The 18,629-nt window shown below is 58.8% G+C and carries 15 protein-coding genes and 1 pseudogene; 8 read left to right on the forward strand and 8 right to left on the reverse strand.

From position 1 onward, the window contains the following. Nucleotides 1-344 precede the first annotated feature (344 nt). The 3 genes from QOL84_RS07560 to QOL84_RS07570 all read left to right on the forward strand — a co-directional run bounded on the left by QOL84_RS07560 (nt 345) and on the right by QOL84_RS07570 (nt 4,013). The gene (locus QOL84_RS07560) at nt 345-1,721 is read left to right on the forward strand and encodes a pyridoxal-phosphate dependent enzyme (protein WP_129392857.1); all 1,377 of its coding nucleotides are present in this window, start codon (nt 345-347) and stop codon (nt 1,719-1,721) included. Then, entirely contained in the window at nt 1,718-2,890 is a 1,173-nt protein-coding gene (locus QOL84_RS07565) for a cystathionine gamma-synthase (RefSeq protein ID WP_283436777.1), read from the forward strand. Before QOL84_RS07560 ends, QOL84_RS07565 begins: the two co-directional genes overlap by 4 nt. Nucleotides 2,891-3,443: 553 nt before the next feature. Further along, complete coding sequence (locus tag QOL84_RS07570; RefSeq protein ID WP_283436778.1) at nt 3,444-4,013, forward strand: phage infection protein; 570 nt, start codon at nt 3,444-3,446, stop codon at nt 4,011-4,013. A 130-nt stretch (nt 4,014-4,143) separates the two neighbouring features. Here QOL84_RS07570 and QOL84_RS07575 read toward each other — a convergent pair whose 3' ends face one another. Beyond that, the gene (locus QOL84_RS07575) at nt 4,144-5,142 is read right to left on the reverse strand and encodes a bile acid:sodium symporter family protein (protein WP_283436779.1); all 999 of its coding nucleotides are present in this window, start codon (nt 5,140-5,142) and stop codon (nt 4,144-4,146) included. 84 nt (nt 5,143-5,226) lie between these two features. On the opposite strand from QOL84_RS07575, the gene QOL84_RS07580 reads away from it, so the two are divergent. Continuing rightward, complete coding sequence (locus QOL84_RS07580) at nt 5,227-6,015, forward strand: AraC family transcriptional regulator (protein ID WP_283436780.1); 789 nt, start codon at nt 5,227-5,229, stop codon at nt 6,013-6,015. 137 nt (nt 6,016-6,152) lie between these two features. Beyond that, nucleotides 6,153-7,856: an amidase gene (locus QOL84_RS07585; protein WP_283436781.1), complete on the forward strand. Its 1,704-nt coding sequence runs from the start codon at nt 6,153-6,155 to the stop codon at nt 7,854-7,856. 44 nt (nt 7,857-7,900) lie between these two features. Here the strand turns inward: QOL84_RS07585 and QOL84_RS07590 are convergent, their stop codons facing one another. Further along, the gene (locus tag QOL84_RS07590) at nt 7,901-8,845 is read right to left on the reverse strand and encodes a Dyp-type peroxidase (RefSeq protein ID WP_283436782.1); all 945 of its coding nucleotides are present in this window, start codon (nt 8,843-8,845) and stop codon (nt 7,901-7,903) included. Between the two features lie 175 nt (nt 8,846-9,020). Between QOL84_RS07590 and QOL84_RS07595 the strand changes: the two genes are divergently transcribed. Next, nucleotides 9,021-9,998 (forward strand): TerC family protein, encoded by a 978-nt coding sequence (locus QOL84_RS07595; protein WP_283436783.1) that lies wholly within the window; start codon nt 9,021-9,023, stop codon nt 9,996-9,998. A 103-nt stretch (nt 9,999-10,101) separates the two neighbouring features. Here the strand turns inward: QOL84_RS07595 and QOL84_RS07600 are convergent, their stop codons facing one another. Both QOL84_RS07600 and QOL84_RS07605 read right to left on the reverse strand, forming a co-directional pair. Beyond that, nucleotides 10,102-11,202 (reverse strand): polyamine ABC transporter substrate-binding protein, encoded by a 1,101-nt coding sequence (locus QOL84_RS07600; protein ID WP_129392836.1) that lies wholly within the window; start codon nt 11,200-11,202, stop codon nt 10,102-10,104. Between the two features lie 359 nt (nt 11,203-11,561). Further along, the gene (locus tag QOL84_RS07605) at nt 11,562-12,968 is read right to left on the reverse strand and encodes a purine-cytosine permease family protein (protein ID WP_283436784.1); all 1,407 of its coding nucleotides are present in this window, start codon (nt 12,966-12,968) and stop codon (nt 11,562-11,564) included. A gap of 324 nt (nt 12,969-13,292) precedes the next feature. On the opposite strand from QOL84_RS07605, the gene QOL84_RS07610 reads away from it, so the two are divergent. Next, nucleotides 13,293-13,778 carry a flavin reductase family protein gene (locus QOL84_RS07610; RefSeq protein WP_122594237.1) on the forward strand — a complete coding sequence of 162 codons (486 nt, stop codon included), beginning with the start codon at nt 13,293-13,295 and terminating at the stop codon, nt 13,776-13,778. Nucleotides 13,779-13,926: 148 nt separating this feature from the next. Here the strand turns inward: QOL84_RS07610 and QOL84_RS29465 are convergent, their stop codons facing one another. Continuing rightward, complete coding sequence (locus tag QOL84_RS29465) at nt 13,927-14,694, reverse strand: methyl-accepting chemotaxis protein (protein WP_400772405.1); 768 nt, start codon at nt 14,692-14,694, stop codon at nt 13,927-13,929. Between the two features lie 90 nt (nt 14,695-14,784). Then, a pseudogene (locus QOL84_RS29470) lies at nt 14,785-15,873 on the reverse strand (cache domain-containing protein); the annotation flags it as partial. 202 nt (nt 15,874-16,075) lie between these two features. Here QOL84_RS29470 and QOL84_RS07620 point away from each other — a divergent pair. Continuing rightward, nucleotides 16,076-17,119, forward strand: coding sequence for an LLM class flavin-dependent oxidoreductase (locus tag QOL84_RS07620; protein ID WP_283436786.1), 1,044 nt, complete (start codon nt 16,076-16,078; stop codon nt 17,117-17,119). A 553-nt stretch (nt 17,120-17,672) separates the two neighbouring features. Here QOL84_RS07620 and QOL84_RS07625 read toward each other — a convergent pair. Together QOL84_RS07625 and QOL84_RS07630 are read right to left on the reverse strand one after the other, a co-directional pair. Next, nucleotides 17,673-17,921 carry a hypothetical protein gene (locus QOL84_RS07625; RefSeq protein WP_283436787.1) on the reverse strand — a complete coding sequence of 83 codons (249 nt, stop codon included), beginning with the start codon at nt 17,919-17,921 and terminating at the stop codon, nt 17,673-17,675. Between the two features lie 196 nt (nt 17,922-18,117). Next, nucleotides 18,118-18,519, reverse strand: coding sequence for a DUF6911 family protein (locus QOL84_RS07630; protein ID WP_430458707.1), 402 nt, complete (start codon nt 18,517-18,519; stop codon nt 18,118-18,120). Nucleotides 18,520-18,629: the final 110 nt, after the last annotated feature.

Raw genomic sequence — 18,629 nt, forward strand, 5'->3', positions numbered from 1 at the left:
TTAATCTTGATGATCACGAGTTCCACTCATGATCACCGCGATCACTGGAAAACGCTTTGGCACCGTTGCGATAGCAGAATGACCGAGCGGTTTCCCTGCAGGATATTGCTGCGCAGATCAAGCGCTGCGTGGCGCTGAAGACGCCCTTTGAATACTCGATGGCGCCTCCCTGTAAACCCACGAAAATCTTGCCGTCGCGGCCTCCGATTTGGTTCTATGGTTAGATCGAAATGGCAGTATTTCCAACGGACTAATGGTTGCGACAGTCCCTGTCTGAGCCTATGTTGCACGCGAGTCTTTTCCCCGCGAATGGAACGCGATCAACACCACAAAGAGGTGAAGAAATGTCTAAGGAATCACGCCCTGCCGTACTTGGGCTGATCGGCAATACTCCGCTAGTGCAAGTCACTCGCTTCGACACTGGTCTGTGCACACTGTTTCTCAAACTCGAATCGCAGAACCCCGGTGGCTCGATCAAGGACCGTATCGGTCTGGCGATGATCGATGCGGCTGAACGCGATGGTCGCCTGCAACCCGGCGGTACCATCGTCGAGGCCACTGCCGGCAACACCGGCCTCGGTCTGGCACTGGTTGGCCGCGCCAAAGGCTATCGTGTGGTGCTGGTGGTGCCGGACAAAATGTCCACCGAAAAAGTCCTGCACCTGAAGGCCATGGGCGCCGAGGTGCACATCACCCGCTCCGACGTCGGCAAGGGCCATCCGGAGTATTACCAGGACGTCGCCGCCCGTTTGGCGAAAGACATTCCCGGCGCATTCTTCGCCGACCAGTTCAACAACCCGGCCAACCCACTGGCCCACGAATGCAGCACCGCGCCGGAAATCTGGGCACAGACCGAACATGATCTGGACGCCATCGTCGTCGGTGTCGGTTCGGCAGGGACGCTGACCGGCCTGAGTCGCTTCTTCAAGCGGGTGCAACCGGATCTGGAAATGGTCCTCGCCGATCCGATCGGCTCGGTCATGGCGCAATACAGCCGTGACGGCACGATGCCGACGCCCGGTTCATGGGCGGTGGAAGGCATTGGCGAGGACTTCATTCCGTCGATTACCGATCTCTCCAGCGTGCGTCACGCCTACTCGATCAGTGACGAGGAAAGCTTCTCTCACGCCCGCCAGTTGCTCAAGGCCGAAGGCATTCTGGGTGGTTCGTCGACCGGCACCCTGCTCGCCGCCGCGCTGCGTTATTGCCGCGAACAGACCGAACCGAAACGCGTGGTCAGCTTCGTCTGCGACACCGGTACGCGTTATCTGTCGAAGGTTTACAACGACCAGTGGATGACCGATCAAGGCCTGTTGCAGCGCAAGGGCTACGGCGATTTGCGTGATTTGATCGCTCGCCGTTTCGAAGATGGCCGCGTCATCAGCGTCGGCCCTGACGACACCCTGCTGACCGCGTTCCAGCGCATGCGCCTGGCGGATGTTTCGCAACTGCCAGTGCTGGTGGAAGGCAAGCAACTGGTCGGCGTGATCGACGAATCCGACATCCTCCTGCCGGTGCACGAAGATGCCGCGCGCTTCAGTCAATCGGTCTCCAGCGTGATGACTGACAAACTGCAAACCCTCGCCCCCGGCGCTACGCTTGCCGAACTCGAAGCGGTGCTCAGCCGTGGCCTCGTCGCGATCATTGCCGACGCCTCAGGCTTCCACGGTCTGATCACCCGCACCGACATGCTCAACCAATTACGGAGATCCCTCGCATGAGTCAGCACGACGATAAATCCCAAGGCTTCGCGACCCGGGTGATCCACGCCGGGCAGGCGCCGGACCCGACCACCGGCGCACTGATGCCGCCGATCTACGCCAACTCCACCTATCTGCAAGACAGCCCCGGCGTGCACAAGGGTTTCGATTACGGGCGCTCGCACAACCCGACGCGTTTTGCCCTCGAGCGCTGCGTTGCCGATCTCGAAGGCGGCACGCAGGCCTTCGCGTTCGCCTCGGGGCTGGCGACGATTTCGACCGTGCTGGAATTGCTCGATGCCGGTTCGCACATTGTCTCTGGCAACGATCTGTACGGCGGCACATTCCGCCTGTTCGACAAGGTGCGTCAGCGCAGTGCCGGGCACCGTTTCAGCTTTGTCGATCTGACGGATCTGTCGGCGTTCGAAGCCTCGTTGCAGGACGACACGCGCATGGTCATGGTCGAAACGCCGACCAACCCGCTGCTGAGCCTGTCAGACCTGGCGGCCATCGCCCGTATCTGCCGGGCACGCGGGATCATCTCGGTGGCTGACAATACCTTTGCCAGCCCGTATATCCAGCGCCCGCTGGAGCTGGGTTTCGACATCGTCCTGCACTCGACCACCAAGTACCTGAACGGCCACTCCGATGTGATCGGCGGTATTGCCGTGGTTGGCCAGAACGCTGAGCTGGCCGAGAAGCTCGGCTTTTTGCAGAACGCAGTCGGCGCCATCGCCGGTCCGTTCGATGCGTTTCTGACCCTGCGCGGGGTGAAAACCCTGGCGCTGCGCATGGAGCGTCATTGCAGCAACGCACTGGATCTGGCGCAGTGGCTGGAGCAGCAGCCGCAGGTCAAACGGGTCTATTACCCAGGACTGGAATCGCACCCGCAACACGCCTTGGCCAAGCGCCAGATGCGTGGTTTCGGCGGCATGATCTCGGTGGATCTGAACAGCGATCTGGCCGGCGCGCGACGCTTCCTCGAGAACGTGAAGATCTTTGCCTTGGCGGAAAGCCTCGGTGGCGTCGAGAGCCTGATCGAGCACCCGGCGATCATGACTCACGCGACCATCCCGGCGGACACCCGCGCGAAACTCGGCATCGGTGATGGGCTGGTGCGCCTGTCGGTGGGGGTCGAGGACGTCGAAGACCTGCGCGCCGACCTGGCGCAGGCGCTGCAGTCGATCTGACCTGGCGAGAACGACAAAGCCCGCACGAAGCGGGCTTTGGAGTTCGAGTAGGCGGCCAGTGCTGGTCTCTGGCTTACAAGGTTTATCGGGCTTCCCACAGTACCGGACCAAATTGAAAAGGTACGGCCTCGGCTGCTTCACACGGCATAAGGGCTGGATCTCAGCGCGGAGATCTTTCTAACCGTGTACCCTTCGGAGCGCGCCCCACGCCCCCTTGCTATCCGATTGCGCATCAGTCTGCGTCTTCGCCTACACCTTTGAGCCTAGCAAAGGCTCGCTCGCCCAGACTGGCATTTTTAGATTGATTTCGCCTTTGCCCGCCAAGTGAAGGAAACGAAACGCCTAACGCCCGTCGATCCCCCCGCCATGCCGTAACGGTTCAGCGATCTATACTGATTCAGTTCGATACTTATTACGTCGACACCCGTGCGCCTGACGGTGCGCTCGTGCCTTTCGCCAACCAGATCAACCCGAGCCAATGAGTCGTAGCGCCAGTCATCGTACGGCGGACGATGCGTTAACGCTTTGTGGCTGCCGGGTCGTGGAGAAAATCATGAAATACAGGCTTTTGTCAGGCGTGGTTCTGGCGGTTGCGGCTGCGGTTGTAGTGCCTGGGGCATGGGCGGCGCAGCCTCAGGCGGTGGCTTCTGATGGTTCTGATCATGTTGGTGCCGGTGCGGTGGCTTCTGACGGTTCTGATCATGTTGGTGCCGGTGCGGTGGCTTCTGACGGTTCCGATCATGTTGGTGCCGGTGCGGTGGCTTCTGACGGTTCCGATCATGTCGGTGCCGGTGCGGTGGCTTCTGACGGTTCAGATCATGTCGGCGCGGGTGCGGTGGCTTCTGACGGTTCCGATCATGTTGGTGCCGGTGCGGTGGCTTCTGACGGTTCCGATCATGTCGGTGCCGGCGCGGTGGCTTCTGATGGTTCTGATCATGTCGGCGCGGGTGCGGTGGCTTCTGACGGTTCCGATCATGTTGGTGCCGGTGCGGTGGCTGCCGATGGCGCTGATCGTACGGGCATCAATCGATTTGCCTATTCCCGTGTCGGTGTCGGCTCTGATCGGGTCGCTTCGGCGCTGATGACCGGCAGTTATTCCGACCAGTTCAACAGCCCTCAATAACCCCTTCTCTTGCGGGGAACGGCATCCCTGTAGGAGCTGTCGAGTGCAACGAGGCTGCGATCTTTTGATCTTGTCTGTTAAAAACAAGATCAAAAGATCGCGGCCTGCGGCAGCTCCTACAGGGGGAATTTTATGGGTCGACTTGTGCCATGAGGTCGGGCACCGATTCCGGGCGTTTCGCATAACGCTGCGCCAGCACCGCGCAGACCATCAATTGAATCTGATGAAACAGCATCAACGGCAGAATCAACACGCCAATGGTGCTGCCGGCAAACAACACCTGCGCCATCGGTACACCGGTGGCCAGGCTCTTTTTCGAGCCACAGAACAGAATGGTGATGCGGTCTTCCTGACTGAAGCCGAAGGCCTTGCCGAGCACCGTCGATGCCAGCAACACCAACGCCAGCAGGATGCAGCAAACCACCACCAGCCCGAGCAGATCGACGACCGGAATCTGATGCCAGATGCCTTCGTTGACCGCCTCGCTGAACGCACCGTAAACCACCAACAGAATCGAACCCTGATCGACGAACTTCAGCCAGTTCTTGTTGCGCCCCACCCATGCGCCGATCCAGCGGCGGGCGATCTGCCCGGCAACGAATGGCAGGAGCAATTGCACACTGATTTTCAGGATCGCGTCCAGCGTCGAACCGCCATCACCGTGGACGTTGAGCAGCAGTGTCACCAGCAATGGCGTGAGGAATATGCCGAACAGGCTCGACGCCGCCGCGCTGCAAATCGCCGCCGGTATATTGCCCCGCGCCAGCGAAGTAAAAGCAATCGCCGATTGCACCGTGGCCGGCAGCGCGCAGAGGTAGAGCATGCCCATGTACAGCTTGTCGCCGACGAGCGGTGACAGCAGCGGTTTCAACGCTAACCCCAGAATCGGGAACAACACAAAGGTCAGGCCGAACACCAGCAAGTGCAGGCGCCAATGACCGGCACCGGCGATGATCGATTCGCGAGAGAGTTTGGCGCCGTGCAGGAAAAACAGCAGTGCAATAGCGAGGTTGGTCAGCCAGCCAAAGCCGACCGCGACCTGGCCGCTGGCCGGCAGGAAGCTGGCGAGCAGCACAACGCCGATCAGGGTCAAGGTGAAGTTGTCGGGCAAGAATCTTGGGCGCGTCATGGTTTGCTCATCCGGGGGTTGCCAGTACGTGACAGCGACTTTAACGTGAGTGCAAATTACCGACTAACGCCGAAGATCCTCCAGATGCCGCCAAAAGGACACGACAAAAGCGTCAGACGCAGCATTCCCGGGCTGCCCAGCCTGCCGCGTCCGTTGTACGGGCGCACCGAATCACTGCCTAATCGTGCGTTGACCCGCCGTCACAGTCACCCGTGGGTGCAATTGTCGTACGCGATTCAGGGTGTACTCGAAGTGCAGACCAGCGCCGGCCGCTTCGTCGCGCCGCCGGAGCGCGCGGTGTGGATTCCGGCGGGTGTGCCGCATCGGGTGTTCAGTTCGCCGCACACCGAGATGCGCAGTCTGTACATCGATTGCAGCGTCGCCGGCTGGGCCGCCGAGCGTTGCCATGTGCTCGGGGTCAGCGATTTGCTCAGAGAACTGATCCGCGCCTTCAGTCAGGTGCCGGTGGAGTACGACCTGAGCGGCGCACACGGGCGGCTCGCGCAAGTGATCCTCGATCAACTCGCCGAAGCCCCGCCGATCGACCTGATGCTGCCGCTGCCACAAGACGCGCGCCTGAAGCAGATCTACCAGAGCCTGGAGCAGCATCCGGAACAGCAGACCACGCTGAGTCACTGGAGCGAAAAATTCGGCGTCACCGAGAAAACCCTCACGCGGCTGTTTCTGCGCGACACCGGCCTGACCTTCCGCGCCTGGCGGCAACGCTTGCGCTTGCTCGGCGCACTGACACCGCTGGAGCGCGGCGAACGCGTCACCGACGTGGCATTGGCCTGCGGATATGACTCGACCTCGGCGTTCATTTCAGCATTCCGCCAGCAATTCGGAGAGACTCCTGGAGAATTTTTCCGCTGAATAACCCGATAATTATCGAACTTGCGCGAGCCTTTGCTCGAAGTTCAAGGTAGAGTTACGTCCATCGAAAATCTTTCTGCACGCTTCACAACAACAATGATGAACAACCCTTTTGAGAACCTGACGGCGGTAATGACATGATCGAAGTCACTGAAGTTTCCATTGCCCAGCTACGCGCGGCGCTGCAATCTGGCCAGACCACTTCGGTCGAGCTGGTGCAGGCTTATCTGGCGCGAATCGATGCCTACGATGGCGCGGACAGCGCCACCGCACTCAACGCGGTGGTCGTGCGTAACCCCGACGCACTGCAAGAAGCGCAGGCTGCCGACGACCGTCGTGCCAAAGGCGAAACCCTCGGTCCGCTCGATGGCATTCCCTACACCGCCAAGGACAGCTACCTGGTCAAAGGCCTCACCGCCGCGTCCGGAAGCCCGGCATTTGTCGATCTTGTCGCGCACCGCGATGCATTCACCATCGAGCGCCTGCGCGCCGCCGGGGCGATCTGTCTGGGCAAGACCAACATGCCGCCGATGGCCAATGGCGGCATGCAGCGCGGCGTCTACGGTCGCGCCGAAAGTCCGTATAACGCCGATTACCTGACCGCACCCTTTGCCTCCGGCTCGTCCAACGGTGCCGGCACCGCCACGGCCGCCAGTTTTGCCGCATTCGGTCTGGCCGAAGAAACCTGGTCGAGCGGTCGCGGCCCGGCGTCGAACAACGGTTTGTGCGCCTACACGCCTTCGCGCGGGGTGATTTCGGTGCGCGGCAACTGGCCGCTGACGCCGACCATGGACGTGGTCGTGCCTTACGCGCGGACCATGGCTGATCTGCTCGAAGTGCTCGACGTCGTGGTTGCTGAAGACACCGACACCCGTGGCGATCTGTGGCGCCTGCAACCGTGGGTGCCGATCCCCAGCGTGATGTCCGTGCGCCCTGCTTCCTACGCGGAACTGGCGGTGAAGGCCGACGCTCTGGCCGGCAAACGTCTGGGCGTGCCGAAGATGTACATCAACGCCGACCCCGACGCCGGCACCAGCGCAGAGCCGGGCATCGGTGGCCCGACCGGGCAACGCATCAACACCCGTGAATCAATGATCGACCTGTGGAAACAGGCGCGCGCCGCCCTGGAAGCCGCCGGCGCCGAAGTCATCGAAGTCGATTTCCCGCTAGTGTCCAATTGCGAAGGCGACCGTCCCGGCGCGCCGACCGTGTTCAATCGCGGCATCGTCTCCAAAGAGTTCCTGCACCACGAACTGTGGGATCTGTCGGCCTGGGCCTTCGATGATTTCCTGCGGGCCAACGGTGATCCAAAACTCAATCGCCTGGTCGATGTCGACGGGCCGAAAATCTTCCCGCACGACCCGGGGACCCTGCCCAACCGTGAAGGTGATCTGGCCGCTGGCATGGATGAATACGTGCGCATGGCCGAGCGTGGCATTACGCCGTGGGATCAGATTTCAACGTTGCCCGACGGTCTGCGCGGCCTGGAGAAGACCCGCAAGCTCGATCTGGAAGACTGGATGGATGCGCTGAAACTCGACGCCGTACTGTTCCCGACGGTGGCCGACGTCGGTCCGGCGGATGCCGATGTTAATCCGCAATCGGCGGACATCGCCTGGAGCAACGGTGTCTGGGTCGCCAACGGCAACCTCGCGATCCGTCACCTCGGCGTGCCGACGGTAACGGTGCCAATGGGCGTCATGGCCGACATCGGCATGCCGGCCGGATTGACCTTCGCCGGTCGCGCTTATGACGATTCGACGCTGCTGCGTTTGGCCTCGGCGTTTGAATCGACGGGCTCCAAGCGTTTGGTGCCGCCGCGCACGCCGCCGCTGTCCTGAACAAAAACGGGGTCGGGATTGATCAGTCCCGACCCCGTTTGCAGTCAGCGATCCGCCAACTCCTCCAGCAAATCGGCTGACGGCACGAAATACAGGCTGCCGGTGACGGCGGTGCTGAAATCCAGCAACTTGTCGTAATTGCCCACTGGCTTACCGACAAACATGTTTTCCAGCATCTGCTCCATCGGTTCGGGCGAACGCGCGTAGCCGATGAAAAACGTGCCGAACTCCCCCGCTCCCGGCCGACCGAACGGCATGTTGTCGCGCAGGATCTTCACTTCCTCGCCCGCTGCGTTAGTGATGGTGGTCAGCGCACTGTGGGAATTGCTCGGTTTGACGTCTTCACCCAGTTCGATATCCGATAACTTCGTGCGCCCGATCACTCGCTCTTGGGCCTCGACACTCAAACCGTTCCACGCGGTCATGTTGTGCAGATACTTCTGCACCAGCACGTAACTGCCGCCGCTGAAGTCCGCATCTTCATCACCGACGATGGTGAAATTCACCGCTTTGCGGCCGACCGGGTTTTCCGTGCCGTCGACAAAACCGATGATGCTGCGCATGTCGAAATAGCGGAACCCCTGAACCTCGTCGACCACCGTCACGGCATCGCCGAGCACGGCCATGATCTGTGTGGCCAGCTCAAAACACAGGTCCATCTGATCGGCGCGGATGTGCAGCAACAGATCGCCCGGTGTGGCCGGTGCGTGGCGCCCTGCGACGCCGAACTCACGAAAACCGTGCAATGACGCCGGACGTGGACTGCCGAACAGGCGATCCCAGGCATTCGAAGAAAACCCGCAGATACACGTCAGGTTGCCCGCCGGTACGCGCTTGCCCACCGAGCGCACCAGCCCGGCGACATCGCCGCACCAGCCCTTCACTTTTTCCGCTGCGTCGGGGCCGGCATTGAGCGTTGCGACGATGAAAATCGCACTGCTGGTGATCGGACTGCCGACTGCTTGAGGTTCCAGAGGGTCGTTGCTCATCGCTGAAATAGTCGCTCCAAAAAAAGAGGTTCGAGAAAGGATCTAATCGCCGCCGCGCACCCGACACTTCGTTTTTAACGAACTGTTGCGCAGAAATAAACGATTTTTCTTTGCCGCAGCGTCGTCGCTAGCATGACCTCGTCTGACTCTAAACCAATAAGACCGGGAGCGTGACATGTCTGCCACGAACATCAATATCGGCGAACCGTGGATGTGGGGCGCCTTCATCGTTTTCGTTCTTGCCATGCTGGCATTGGACCTGTTTGTCTTCGGCGGACGCAAGGCGCACCGCGTGTCAGTGCGCGAAGCGTTGTCCTGGGTCATTGCCTGGTGCCTGCTGGCACTGAGCTTTGCCGGCCTGCTCTGGTGGTATCTGAACGGCAGCTTTGGCGGCGAAATCGCCCGACAGAAAACCCTCGAATTCCTCACCGGTTATCTGATCGAACAATCGCTGTCGATCGATAACATGTTCGTCTTTGTGATGATCTTCAGCTACTTCGCCGTGCCGCCGGAGTTGCAGCGCCGGGTGCTGCTGTACGGTGTGCTCGGGGCGATCGTGATGCGCGCGGTGATGATCTTTGCCGGTGTGTGGCTGGTCTCGCAGTTCGAATGGCTGCTGTACGCGTTCGGTGTGTTCCTGATCGTCACCGGGATCAAGATGCTGGTGTTCGCCGAGCAGCAACCGGATCTGGATAAGAATCCGTTGCTGCGCTGGGTGCGTGGGCATTTGCGCATCACCAGCGGCTTTCATGGCGAGCGGTTCTTCGTCCTGCAGAACGGCGTGCGCTGGGCGACGCCGATGTTTCTGGTGCTGGTGCTGATCGAGGCCAGCGACCTGATGTTCGCGGTCGACAGCATCCCGGCGATCTTCGCCGTCACCACCGATCCGTTCATTGTCTTCACCTCGAACATCTTCGCGATCATGGGATTACGCGCGCTGTACTTCCTGCTGGCGGACATGGCTGACCGCTTTCATTTGCTCAAGTATGGGCTGGCGATTGTGCTGGTGTTTATCGGCGGCAAGATGGTGTTGATGCCGTGGCTGCACATGCCGGTGGAGTGGTCGCTGGTGGTGGTAGGTGGGGTGATTCTCGGCTCGGTCCTGCTGAGCCTGCTCATCTCCCGCAAAGAGAACCGCACGCACTCCCTGTAGGAGCTGCCGCAGGCTGCGATCTTTTGACTTTGATTTTTAAAAACAAGATCAAAAGATCGCAGCCTGCGGCAGCTCCTACAGGGGGATTTCGTCTGGACGAAGGTTATTTATCGGATTTGATGCTGGTCCAGACGCGGGTGCGTACGCGTTCGAGTTTCTGCGGCAATGGCTGGACGACGTAGAGGTTTTTCAGCGCTTCGGGAGTCGGTGTCAGGTTCGGGTTGTCGGTGATCTCTTTGTTGATCAGCGGGATCGAATCCTTGTTCGCATTCGGGTATCCGAGGAAGTCACTGATCGGCGCGATGACTTTTGGATCAAGCAGGGTGTTGAGGAATTCGTGGGCCTCTTCGACGTTCTTCGCGCTCTTCGGAATCGCGAAGGTGTCGAACCAGATCGGCGCGCCTTCCTTCGGCAAGCGCCAGTCGACGACCACACCATTTTTCGCCTCTTTGGCGCGGTTGCCGAACTGATAGAAACTGCCGGAGTAACCGATGGCCACGCAGATGTCGCCATTGGCGATATCGGTCATGTATTTGGCCGAGTTGAAGTAGGTCACGTAAGGGCGAACCTTGAGCATCAACTCCTTGGCTTTTTCGTAATCGGCGGGGTTTTGGCTGTTTGGGTCGAGGCCGAGATAATGCAGGGCCAGCGGGAGGATTTCCGTCGGTGAATCGAGCATCGCTACACCGCAGGATTTGAGCTTTTCCATGTTCTGCGGCTTGAACACCAGATCCCAGCTATCCACCGGCGCGTTATCGCCCAATGCCGCCTTGACCTTGGCCGGGTTGAAGCCGATCAGCACGGTGCCGACCATGTAAGGCACGCCGTACTGGTTGCCCGGATCGTTCTTGCCCAGCAGTTTCAACAACTCCGGATCCTGGTGGCTCCAATTCGGCAGCTTGGACTTGTCGAGTTTCTGGAACACGCCGGCCTTGATCTGCGTTTCCAGGAACTGGTTCGACGGCACCACGAGGTCGTATCCAGAGTTGCCGGTCAGCAATTTGGCTTCGAGGGATTCGTTGGTGTCGAAGGTGTCCCAGGTCACTTTGATGCCGCTTTTCGCAGCGAAATCCTTGGGTACGGCCGGCAGGATGTAATCCGCCCAGTTGTACACGCGCAGTTCGCGTTGCTCGGCCTGGACAGCGCTGGCCAGCAGCGTCAGCCCACACACGGTGGCGCCCAGAATGCGTTTCATCGTGACCATGGTTGTTTCCCCAGAATGCGGCGTGAGTTCGATGGTTTTTATGTTCTGTACACGGCAGCGGCTGCAAGGGTAGCCGAGGGCAAAAAAGATCCAGCGTCTAGTTGTGGTTTTGATTCTTGCCGACAGCGTAGACGGATCACAGTGGGGAATGGGCCAAAAGGGGATCGATATGGCCAATATGAATGACCACCGGGATGCGTGAGCATCCCGCAGATCACTTGTGGCGAGGGGATTTATCCCCGTTGGGCTGCGAAGCGGCCCCCTTCAACCCAAGGGAGAAACGCATTCGCTGATTTCACGACTGCTGCGCAGCCGAACGGGGATAAATCCCCTCGCCACAGTTTTAGCTGCGGGATGACTCAGTCTGTGTACCCCAGTTTCGCCGCCCTGCTCTGCTGGACCTGGCCGCGTGTCGCCAGGCAGTAATACAGCGGAACGGTGACGACCAGACCCACCAGCCACGACAGATCCGCGCCGTCGACCAGATTGGCGTAAGGCCCGACATACAGCGACGTATTGGCGAACGGTAGCTGCACGATAATGCCGATGAAGTAGGCAATGATCGCGTGCAGATTGAAGCGCCCGTAAACCCCGCCGTCAGCCCGGAAGATCGAGGTGACGTCGTAGTTGCCACGCTTGATCAGGTAGAAGTCGATCAGGTTGATCGAGGCCCACGGCACCAGCACCAGCAACAGCGCCAGAATCAAACCGATGAATTCGGAAATGAAGTCCGCCGAGGCGCCGAGCGCGACCACACAGCAGCCTGCCAGTACCACGCTCGACAACATCACGCGCACCTTGATGCTCGGCGTCCATTGGCTGGCGAACGTCTGGATCGAGGTGATGATCGACAGCACCGCACCATACAGATTCAACGCGTTGTGGCTGATGATATTGAGCAGAAACAACACCATCAGAATCGGCCCCAGCCATCCGGTGGACTGCTTGACCGCAACCATCGCTTCGGTGCCTTCCGGCGTCGCCAGCACCGCAACAGCGCCAAAACTGAACGACAGAATCGTACCCAGCGTCGCGCCCAGATAGGTCGCCCAGAACGGCTTGGCGATGCCGATGTCGGCTGGCAGATAACGCGAATAGTCGGAGACGTACGGCGAGAAACTGATCTGCCAGATGATCCCCAGCGACACCGTCGCCAGCCAGCCGGACAGGTTGAAACTGCCACGGGTGAAGAAGTCCGCCGGCAAGTCATGGGCGAAGATGTAGATGAAACCGGCGAGCAACGCGCTGCCCATCACCCAGGTGCCAATGCGGTTCAGCGTGTGGATGAAGTTGTAGCCGATCACGCCGATGGCCGTAGCGGCCAGTGCGCCGATCAAAATACTCAGCGGCGCCGGCACCGACGGCGCAATGCCGACGATGGATTTGCCCGCGAGGACAATGTTGGAAATGAAGAAGCCGATGTAAATGATCGCCGCGAAAAACACGATCAACAGTGCGCCATAACGACCGAACTGACCGCGACTCTGGACCATCTGCGGAATGCCCATGCGCGGGCCTTGTGCCGACGCCAGCGCAATCACTACGCCGCCGATCATGTGCCCCAGCGCAATCGCCAGCAGGCCCCAGAGCAGATCGAGATGGAACACCTGAACCACCATGGCGCCGGTGACGATGGGCAGTGGCGCAATGTTGGTGCTGAACCAAAGGGTGAAAAGGTCGCGGGCCTTCCCGTGGCGTTCCGCGAGTGGGACGTAGTCGACCGTGTGATTCTCGATCAACGGATCTTGCCGGGACATCTGGGACATATGCATGAACTCGAGTTTGTCTGTTCTTATCGTTGTATGAAGCCAAACCGGGGGGACTCTCTGGTCGCCCCTCAGATGCGAACCATATTATGGTATTCCAAGCTTTGCACAAGACTGATCCGGCAATTTGAGCGCTACCTGATCCGCTATCCTCGCTGATCACGCTCTCCTTTGACTAGGCAAAAGCCCCGTAAACATTGACTTTCCGACGAAAGCAGCACGTTTATCGGTTCAACTGTAAATCCCTTGCAAAGAATGTATTACGGTATACCATCAGACCTACAAACACATAAAAACCGCGTCACAACACCCGAGGACCACCCAATGATCGATGCTGCCATCTATAAACAAGTCATGGGCTCGTTCCCGTCCGGCGTCACCGTGATCACCACGCTGGATGACGACGGCCAGATCGTCGGCCTGACCGCCAGCGCGTTCAGTTCGCTGTCGATGGACCCGGCGCTGGTGCTGTTCTGCCCCAACTACAGCTCCGATTCCTATCCAGTGCTGATCAAGAACAAGCGCTTTGCCATTCACGTTTTGTCCGGCGGACAGCAAAGCGAAGCCTATGCCTTCGCGCGCAAAGGCAAGGACAAGGCGCAGGGCATCGAGTGGACGTTGAGCGAGTTGGGCAACCCGATCCTGGCCAATGCGACGGCGGTGATCGAGTGCGAGTTGTGGCGCGAATACGAAGGGGGCGACCACGCGATCATGGTCGGCGCGGTGAAGAACCTGATCGTGCCTGAGCAGGTTGCCGGACCGCTGGTGTATTGCCACGGCAAGATGGGTGCGTTGCCTGCGGTGGCCTGATCCAGAACTCTAGATCACGCACAAATCAACTGTAGGAGTGAGCCTGCTCGCGATAGCGTTGTGTCAGTTAACTTAGATGTCGGCTGACATAACGCTATCGCGAGCAGGCTCACTCCTACAGGGGTTTTGTGGTGTCTGGGCTGGCGGATCAGGTGCGGAACCGGCTTACCAGTTGATTCAATGTCTGTGACAACGCCGTCAGATTCTGCGCATCCTGCCGCGTCGAATCCGCCAGGCTCGCCACCAACTGCGCATCACCATGAATCTGGCTGATATGCCGATTGATGTCCTCGGCCACTTGATGCTGCTCCTCCGCTGCGGTGGCAATCTGCGTGTTCATGTCGCGGATCACGTCCACCGATTCGCGAATCAATTCAAAGCTCGCCCGCGCCTCATTGATCGACACCACAGTCTCCTGCGACACCTCAAGGCTCGCATGCATCTGCTTGCCCATCTGATGCGTGCGGCGCGCGAGGTTGCCGAGCAAGGCGTCGATCTCGCCGGTGGAATCCGCCGTGCGCTTGGCCAGCGCGCGCACTTCATCGGCGACTACGGCAAAACCACGGCCCTGCTCTCCCGCCCGCGCGGCTTCAATTGCCGCATTCAGCGCGAGCAGATTGGTCTGCTCGGCAATCGAGCGGATGGTGCCGAGAATCGACTGGATGTCGGTGCTGTCCTGCTCCAGTTGCTGCATCGATTCGGCGCTGTGGCCGATCTCCTGACTCAAGCGCCCGACATTGCTCACCGCCGCATCGATCTGCTGCTGCCCGGTGTGCGCCTGACGCTGGCCGTTATCAGCCGAGTCCGCAGCCTGGCTGCACGAACGCGCAACTTCGTTGGAGGTGGCGACCATTTCATGAAACGCCGTCGAGACCATGTCCACCGCCTCGCGCTGCCGTGAGGCCACTTCCGCCATTTCCGCCGAGACTTGGGTGGCGCTGCCGGAGCTGCTGTGAATCTGCCCGGCCGCCTGACCGATGCGCTGAATCAACGTGCGAATCGCTTCAAGAAACTGATTGAACCAGCCAGCCAATTGCGCGGTTTCATCCTGCCCGCGCACCTCCAGCCGCGCCGTCAGATCGCCCTCGCCCTGCGCAATCCCTTCAAGCCCACTGGCCACCCCGCGAATCGGCTTGACCATCAAGCCGGCAAACCACGCGCCCGCCATGGCGAACAGCAGCGCGCAAACGGCAGCGATGGCGCCGATGATCCAGGTCAAACGTGTGGCGCCGGCCATGACTTCACTGGCCCTGACCACACCGACAAAACGCCAGCCCAGCGCTTCCGACGGCCAGACCAGCGCCATGTACCGCTCGCCAGCAAGCTCCACTTCGACAAGACCTTTGCCAGCCTCGGCCAGTTGTTGGTAACCATCGCCCAGCGCGTCGAGTTTCTTGAAGTTATGCGACGGATCGCTCGGGTCGACCAGCACCGTGTTATTGGCTTCCATCAGCATCAGATAACCGCTGTCGCCGAGGCGGATCTGCTTGACCAGATCGGTCAGTTGCTTGAGCGACACATCGATATTCACCACCCCGGCGTTGCTGCCCAACTGATTGTTGAAACTGCGCACGGTGCTCACCAGCACCACGTCATCCGCCGCCCAGTAATAGGCATCGGTGCGCAGGGTCTTGCCGGGATTGGCCATCGCAGTTTGGTACCAGGGCCGCGTACGCGGGTCGTAACTGGCCAGCTGCGGGTCGCCCGGCCAGAACAGATAGCCGCCCTCCTGCGTCCCCAGCGAGAGATAGGTGTAAGCCGGGTGGGCCTTGGCCAGACCGGCGAATAGCGTGAACACTTGCTGATCCTGCGGCCCCAGCGGGATCTGCGCGGCATCACTGCTCAGATAGCGTTTAAGGCTGCCATCAGTCCCCTGCAATTGCGGATGCTCAGCCAGATACGCGACGTTCTGGCTGATGCCTTCAAAGAACAGCTGCATGGCGTTCTCGACCTGACGCACCTCACGCCCGGTACTGTCGATGAAGTTGTCACGTGCCGCCTCGCGCACGTTGATAATGATCAGCATCGCTACCAGCAGTACCGGCAGGCTGGCGATGGCCGCGAATGCCAAGGTCAATTTTTGTTTGATGTTCATCTACTGCGCCTTCCTTGTTCGAAGTGTCGGTCAGAAATATTTTGCGGATATTCCGTATTATGGTATACCAATATTCAATCAACCGACCAGCCGTCTCGAAGGCGTGCTTGAATGGTGAGAAGACTTGCGAGCGTTCAGCGCTCATGCCAGTGACACAGGCCCGCAAACGACCGGCCATCAACAAAAGATCCGAGGTAGCGTCATGAAATTTTCCCTGTTCGTACACATGGAACGCTGGGACGAAAGCGTCAGCCACCGCCAACTGTTCGAAGACCTGACCGAACTGACCCTGATGGCCGAGGCCGGCGGTTTCAGCACCGTGTGGATCGGCGAACACCACGCCATGGAATACACCATCTCGCCGAGCCCGATGCCGCTGCTGGCCTACCTCGCGGCGAAAACCACGACCATCCACCTCGGCGCCGGCACCATCATCGCGCCGTTCTGGCACCCGTTGCGGGTCGCCGGGGAATGCGCCCTGCTCGATGTGATCAGTAACGGTCGCATGGAAGTCGGCCTGGCCCGTGGCGCCTATCAAGTTGAGTTCGATCGCATGGCCGGCGGCATGCCCGCCTCATCCGGCGGCCAGGCCCTGCGCGAGATGGTTCCGGTGGTCCGCGCCCTGTGGCAAGGCGACTATGCCCACGACGGCGACATCTGGAAATTCCCCACTTCGACCAGCGTGCCGAAGCCGATTCAAAAACCGAATCCGCCAATGTGGATCGCCGCCCGCGACCCGGACTCACACAACTTCGCCGTGGCCAACGGCTGCAACGTCATGGTCACGCCATTGATGAAGGGCGACGAAGAAGTCCTCGACCTGAAGAACAAATTCCAGACTGCCCTGGACAACAACCCGGACGTACCTCGCCCGCAACTGATGGTGCTGCGCCACACCCACGTGCACACCGCCGACGACCCGGACGGCTGGCAAGTCGGCGCGAAAGCGATCTCACGTTTCTACCGCACCTTCGATGCGTGGTTCGGCAACAAGGCAACGCCGGTCAACGGCTTCCTCGACCCAAGCCCGGAAGAGAAATTTGCCGGGCGTCCGGAGTTTGAACTGGAGAGTTTGCACAAGACGGCCATGATCGGCACGCCGGAGGAAATCATCCCGCGCATCAAGTATTACCAGGAACTGGGCGTGGATGAGTTCAGCTTCTGGTGTGACAACAGCTTGCCGCATGCGGAGAAGAAGAAATCGCTGGAGTTGTTTATCAAGCATGTCGTGCCGGCGTTTAGGTAAACGCTTACTGGCTCGGCCCAGTAAATGAAAACGCCCCGGCGGAGTTCGGGGCGTTTGAGTCTTACGGGGGTTCATCGTCCCAGAAATTTCCTGCGAGTGCGTATTGTCCATCTTGGAAAACAGCGCACCAACCCAAGCTTCGGTAGAACATTTCAAGATCAACGATCTGGTAAAGGCCTTCGCAAATTTTACTTAAGGTAATCAGACTATTGGCATAGTGGGTGTATTGACCACCCGCACCGGCAACCACCCGTCGCTCCAGCTCCTCACGATTCCAACCCGATACGATCCCGGATGATTCAAAGACCGTATCCGAGAAGAAACTTTCGAACTGCGTTGAAACCTTTCAAAGGCAGGGAATTCGTTGCTGCCTGAGCAAATCATCGGAGATGAGGCTGTCAGCGACAATGAATGTTTAATTTCAAATGGCTCAGGCTCCGCTGTAGCTACGTCGTCCTCGAAAACGGTGAAAAACGGGGTCAGCCGACGTTTCTAATTATTTTCCAAACGTGGTCTGTCCCGTTTATCTCTCCGTTCATCTTCTTTTTGGCGCTCACTCAAACTCGATAGAGTCCAAAATTGCTTGCAGCTTGGCGGGATCGGCGGCACCACCAAAGTAGTACTCATTACCACCTAAATCTTTCAAATCGTCCGGGGTTCCTTTCCAATAAAGAACAAAGAATTTTTCATCCAGTAAGTCCTCCATGGCCCCGCCATCCTCAAACGATGACACCCTAATAAACGGCCCATAAATATCGTCGAGATAGACCACAACTCGCTCACCAGTTACCGAGTCAATCATTTCTCAATCCCACTTTATACTGTTGAACCATTCGAGCTCCTCCTTTGTCGGGGGTAAAAAGGGGACAGACCACGTTTTCAGAGTGCTTTCTAAACGTGGTCCGCCCCCATTTATCCAGTCCCCATTTATCTCCTTGGACGCCTTAGCAGGTTTAGCAAATGCCTGGGCAGGGATCTTCTGTATTTTTGCCGCCACTCTAAACGCTTAACACTAATGAACTTACATCGCCAGAACATAAAAACTCTTGAAAACAAGAGACAACGACCTCTATATCTCTTGTAATTAAACTTGCCTGATACCAATCACCCAGAATGTCAACCAGTTTTGTTCCGGCTGACGTATTATTAAGGGTACGCACAACGTGCCCGCCATCATCCAGGTATTGATTCAACATCAGAAGATAATTTCCAGAATCAGCATAAAGATTAATTTCGTAAGGCCCAGTTTCAGGTGCAGGCGTAATAGACAACGAAGTTACGCCATCGAAATTACCACACTCAAATATAATGGATTTAACATCATCCATAGTCGGCTGATGAACAAGAGGGATTTGCACTCTACCGTACTCAGGACTAAGCGTATACCCTCCGATTATCATCTAATTCTTCTCCTTAATGGACTTCATACCTGGCTCCTAGTAATAGTTTTTCGGCCGCCCTGTTTTATCATCTACAGAGGTAAAAAGTAAAAAGGGGACAGACCATGTTT

The organism is Pseudomonas helmanticensis (assembly GCF_900182985.1).
Lineage (GTDB): Bacteria > Pseudomonadota > Gammaproteobacteria > Pseudomonadales > Pseudomonadaceae > Aquipseudomonas > Aquipseudomonas helmanticensis.

Excerpts from the sequence above, each read along its gene's own strand:
- QOL84_RS07560 (WP_129392857.1), top strand. The coding sequence starts at position 345 with ATGTCTAAGGAATCACGCCCTGCCGTACTTGGGCTGATCGGCAATACT.
- QOL84_RS07565 (WP_283436777.1), top strand. The coding sequence starts at position 1,718 with ATGAGTCAGCACGACGATAAATCCCAAGGCTTCGCGACCCGGGTGATC.
- QOL84_RS07570 (WP_283436778.1), top strand. The coding sequence starts at position 3,444 with ATGAAATACAGGCTTTTGTCAGGCGTGGTTCTGGCGGTTGCGGCTGCG.
- QOL84_RS07575 (WP_283436779.1), bottom strand. The coding sequence starts at position 5,142 with ATGACGCGCCCAAGATTCTTGCCCGACAACTTCACCTTGACCCTGATC.
- QOL84_RS07580 (WP_283436780.1), top strand. The coding sequence starts at position 5,227 with ATGCCGCCAAAAGGACACGACAAAAGCGTCAGACGCAGCATTCCCGGG.
- QOL84_RS07585 (WP_283436781.1), top strand. The coding sequence starts at position 6,153 with ATGATCGAAGTCACTGAAGTTTCCATTGCCCAGCTACGCGCGGCGCTG.
- QOL84_RS07590 (WP_283436782.1), bottom strand. The coding sequence starts at position 8,845 with ATGAGCAACGACCCTCTGGAACCTCAAGCAGTCGGCAGTCCGATCACC.
- QOL84_RS07595 (WP_283436783.1), top strand. The coding sequence starts at position 9,021 with ATGTCTGCCACGAACATCAATATCGGCGAACCGTGGATGTGGGGCGCC.
- QOL84_RS07600 (WP_129392836.1), bottom strand. The coding sequence starts at position 11,202 with ATGGTCACGATGAAACGCATTCTGGGCGCCACCGTGTGTGGGCTGACG.
- QOL84_RS07605 (WP_283436784.1), bottom strand. The coding sequence starts at position 12,968 with ATGTCCCAGATGTCCCGGCAAGATCCGTTGATCGAGAATCACACGGTC.
- QOL84_RS07610 (WP_122594237.1), top strand. The coding sequence starts at position 13,293 with ATGATCGATGCTGCCATCTATAAACAAGTCATGGGCTCGTTCCCGTCC.
- QOL84_RS29465 (WP_400772405.1), bottom strand. The coding sequence starts at position 14,694 with ATGGCGGAAGTGGCCTCACGGCAGCGCGAGGCGGTGGACATGGTCTCG.
- QOL84_RS07620 (WP_283436786.1), top strand. The coding sequence starts at position 16,076 with ATGAAATTTTCCCTGTTCGTACACATGGAACGCTGGGACGAAAGCGTC.
- QOL84_RS07625 (WP_283436787.1), bottom strand. The coding sequence starts at position 17,921 with ATGATTGACTCGGTAACTGGTGAGCGAGTTGTGGTCTATCTCGACGAT.
- QOL84_RS07630 (WP_430458707.1), bottom strand. The coding sequence starts at position 18,519 with ATGATAATCGGAGGGTATACGCTTAGTCCTGAGTACGGTAGAGTGCAA.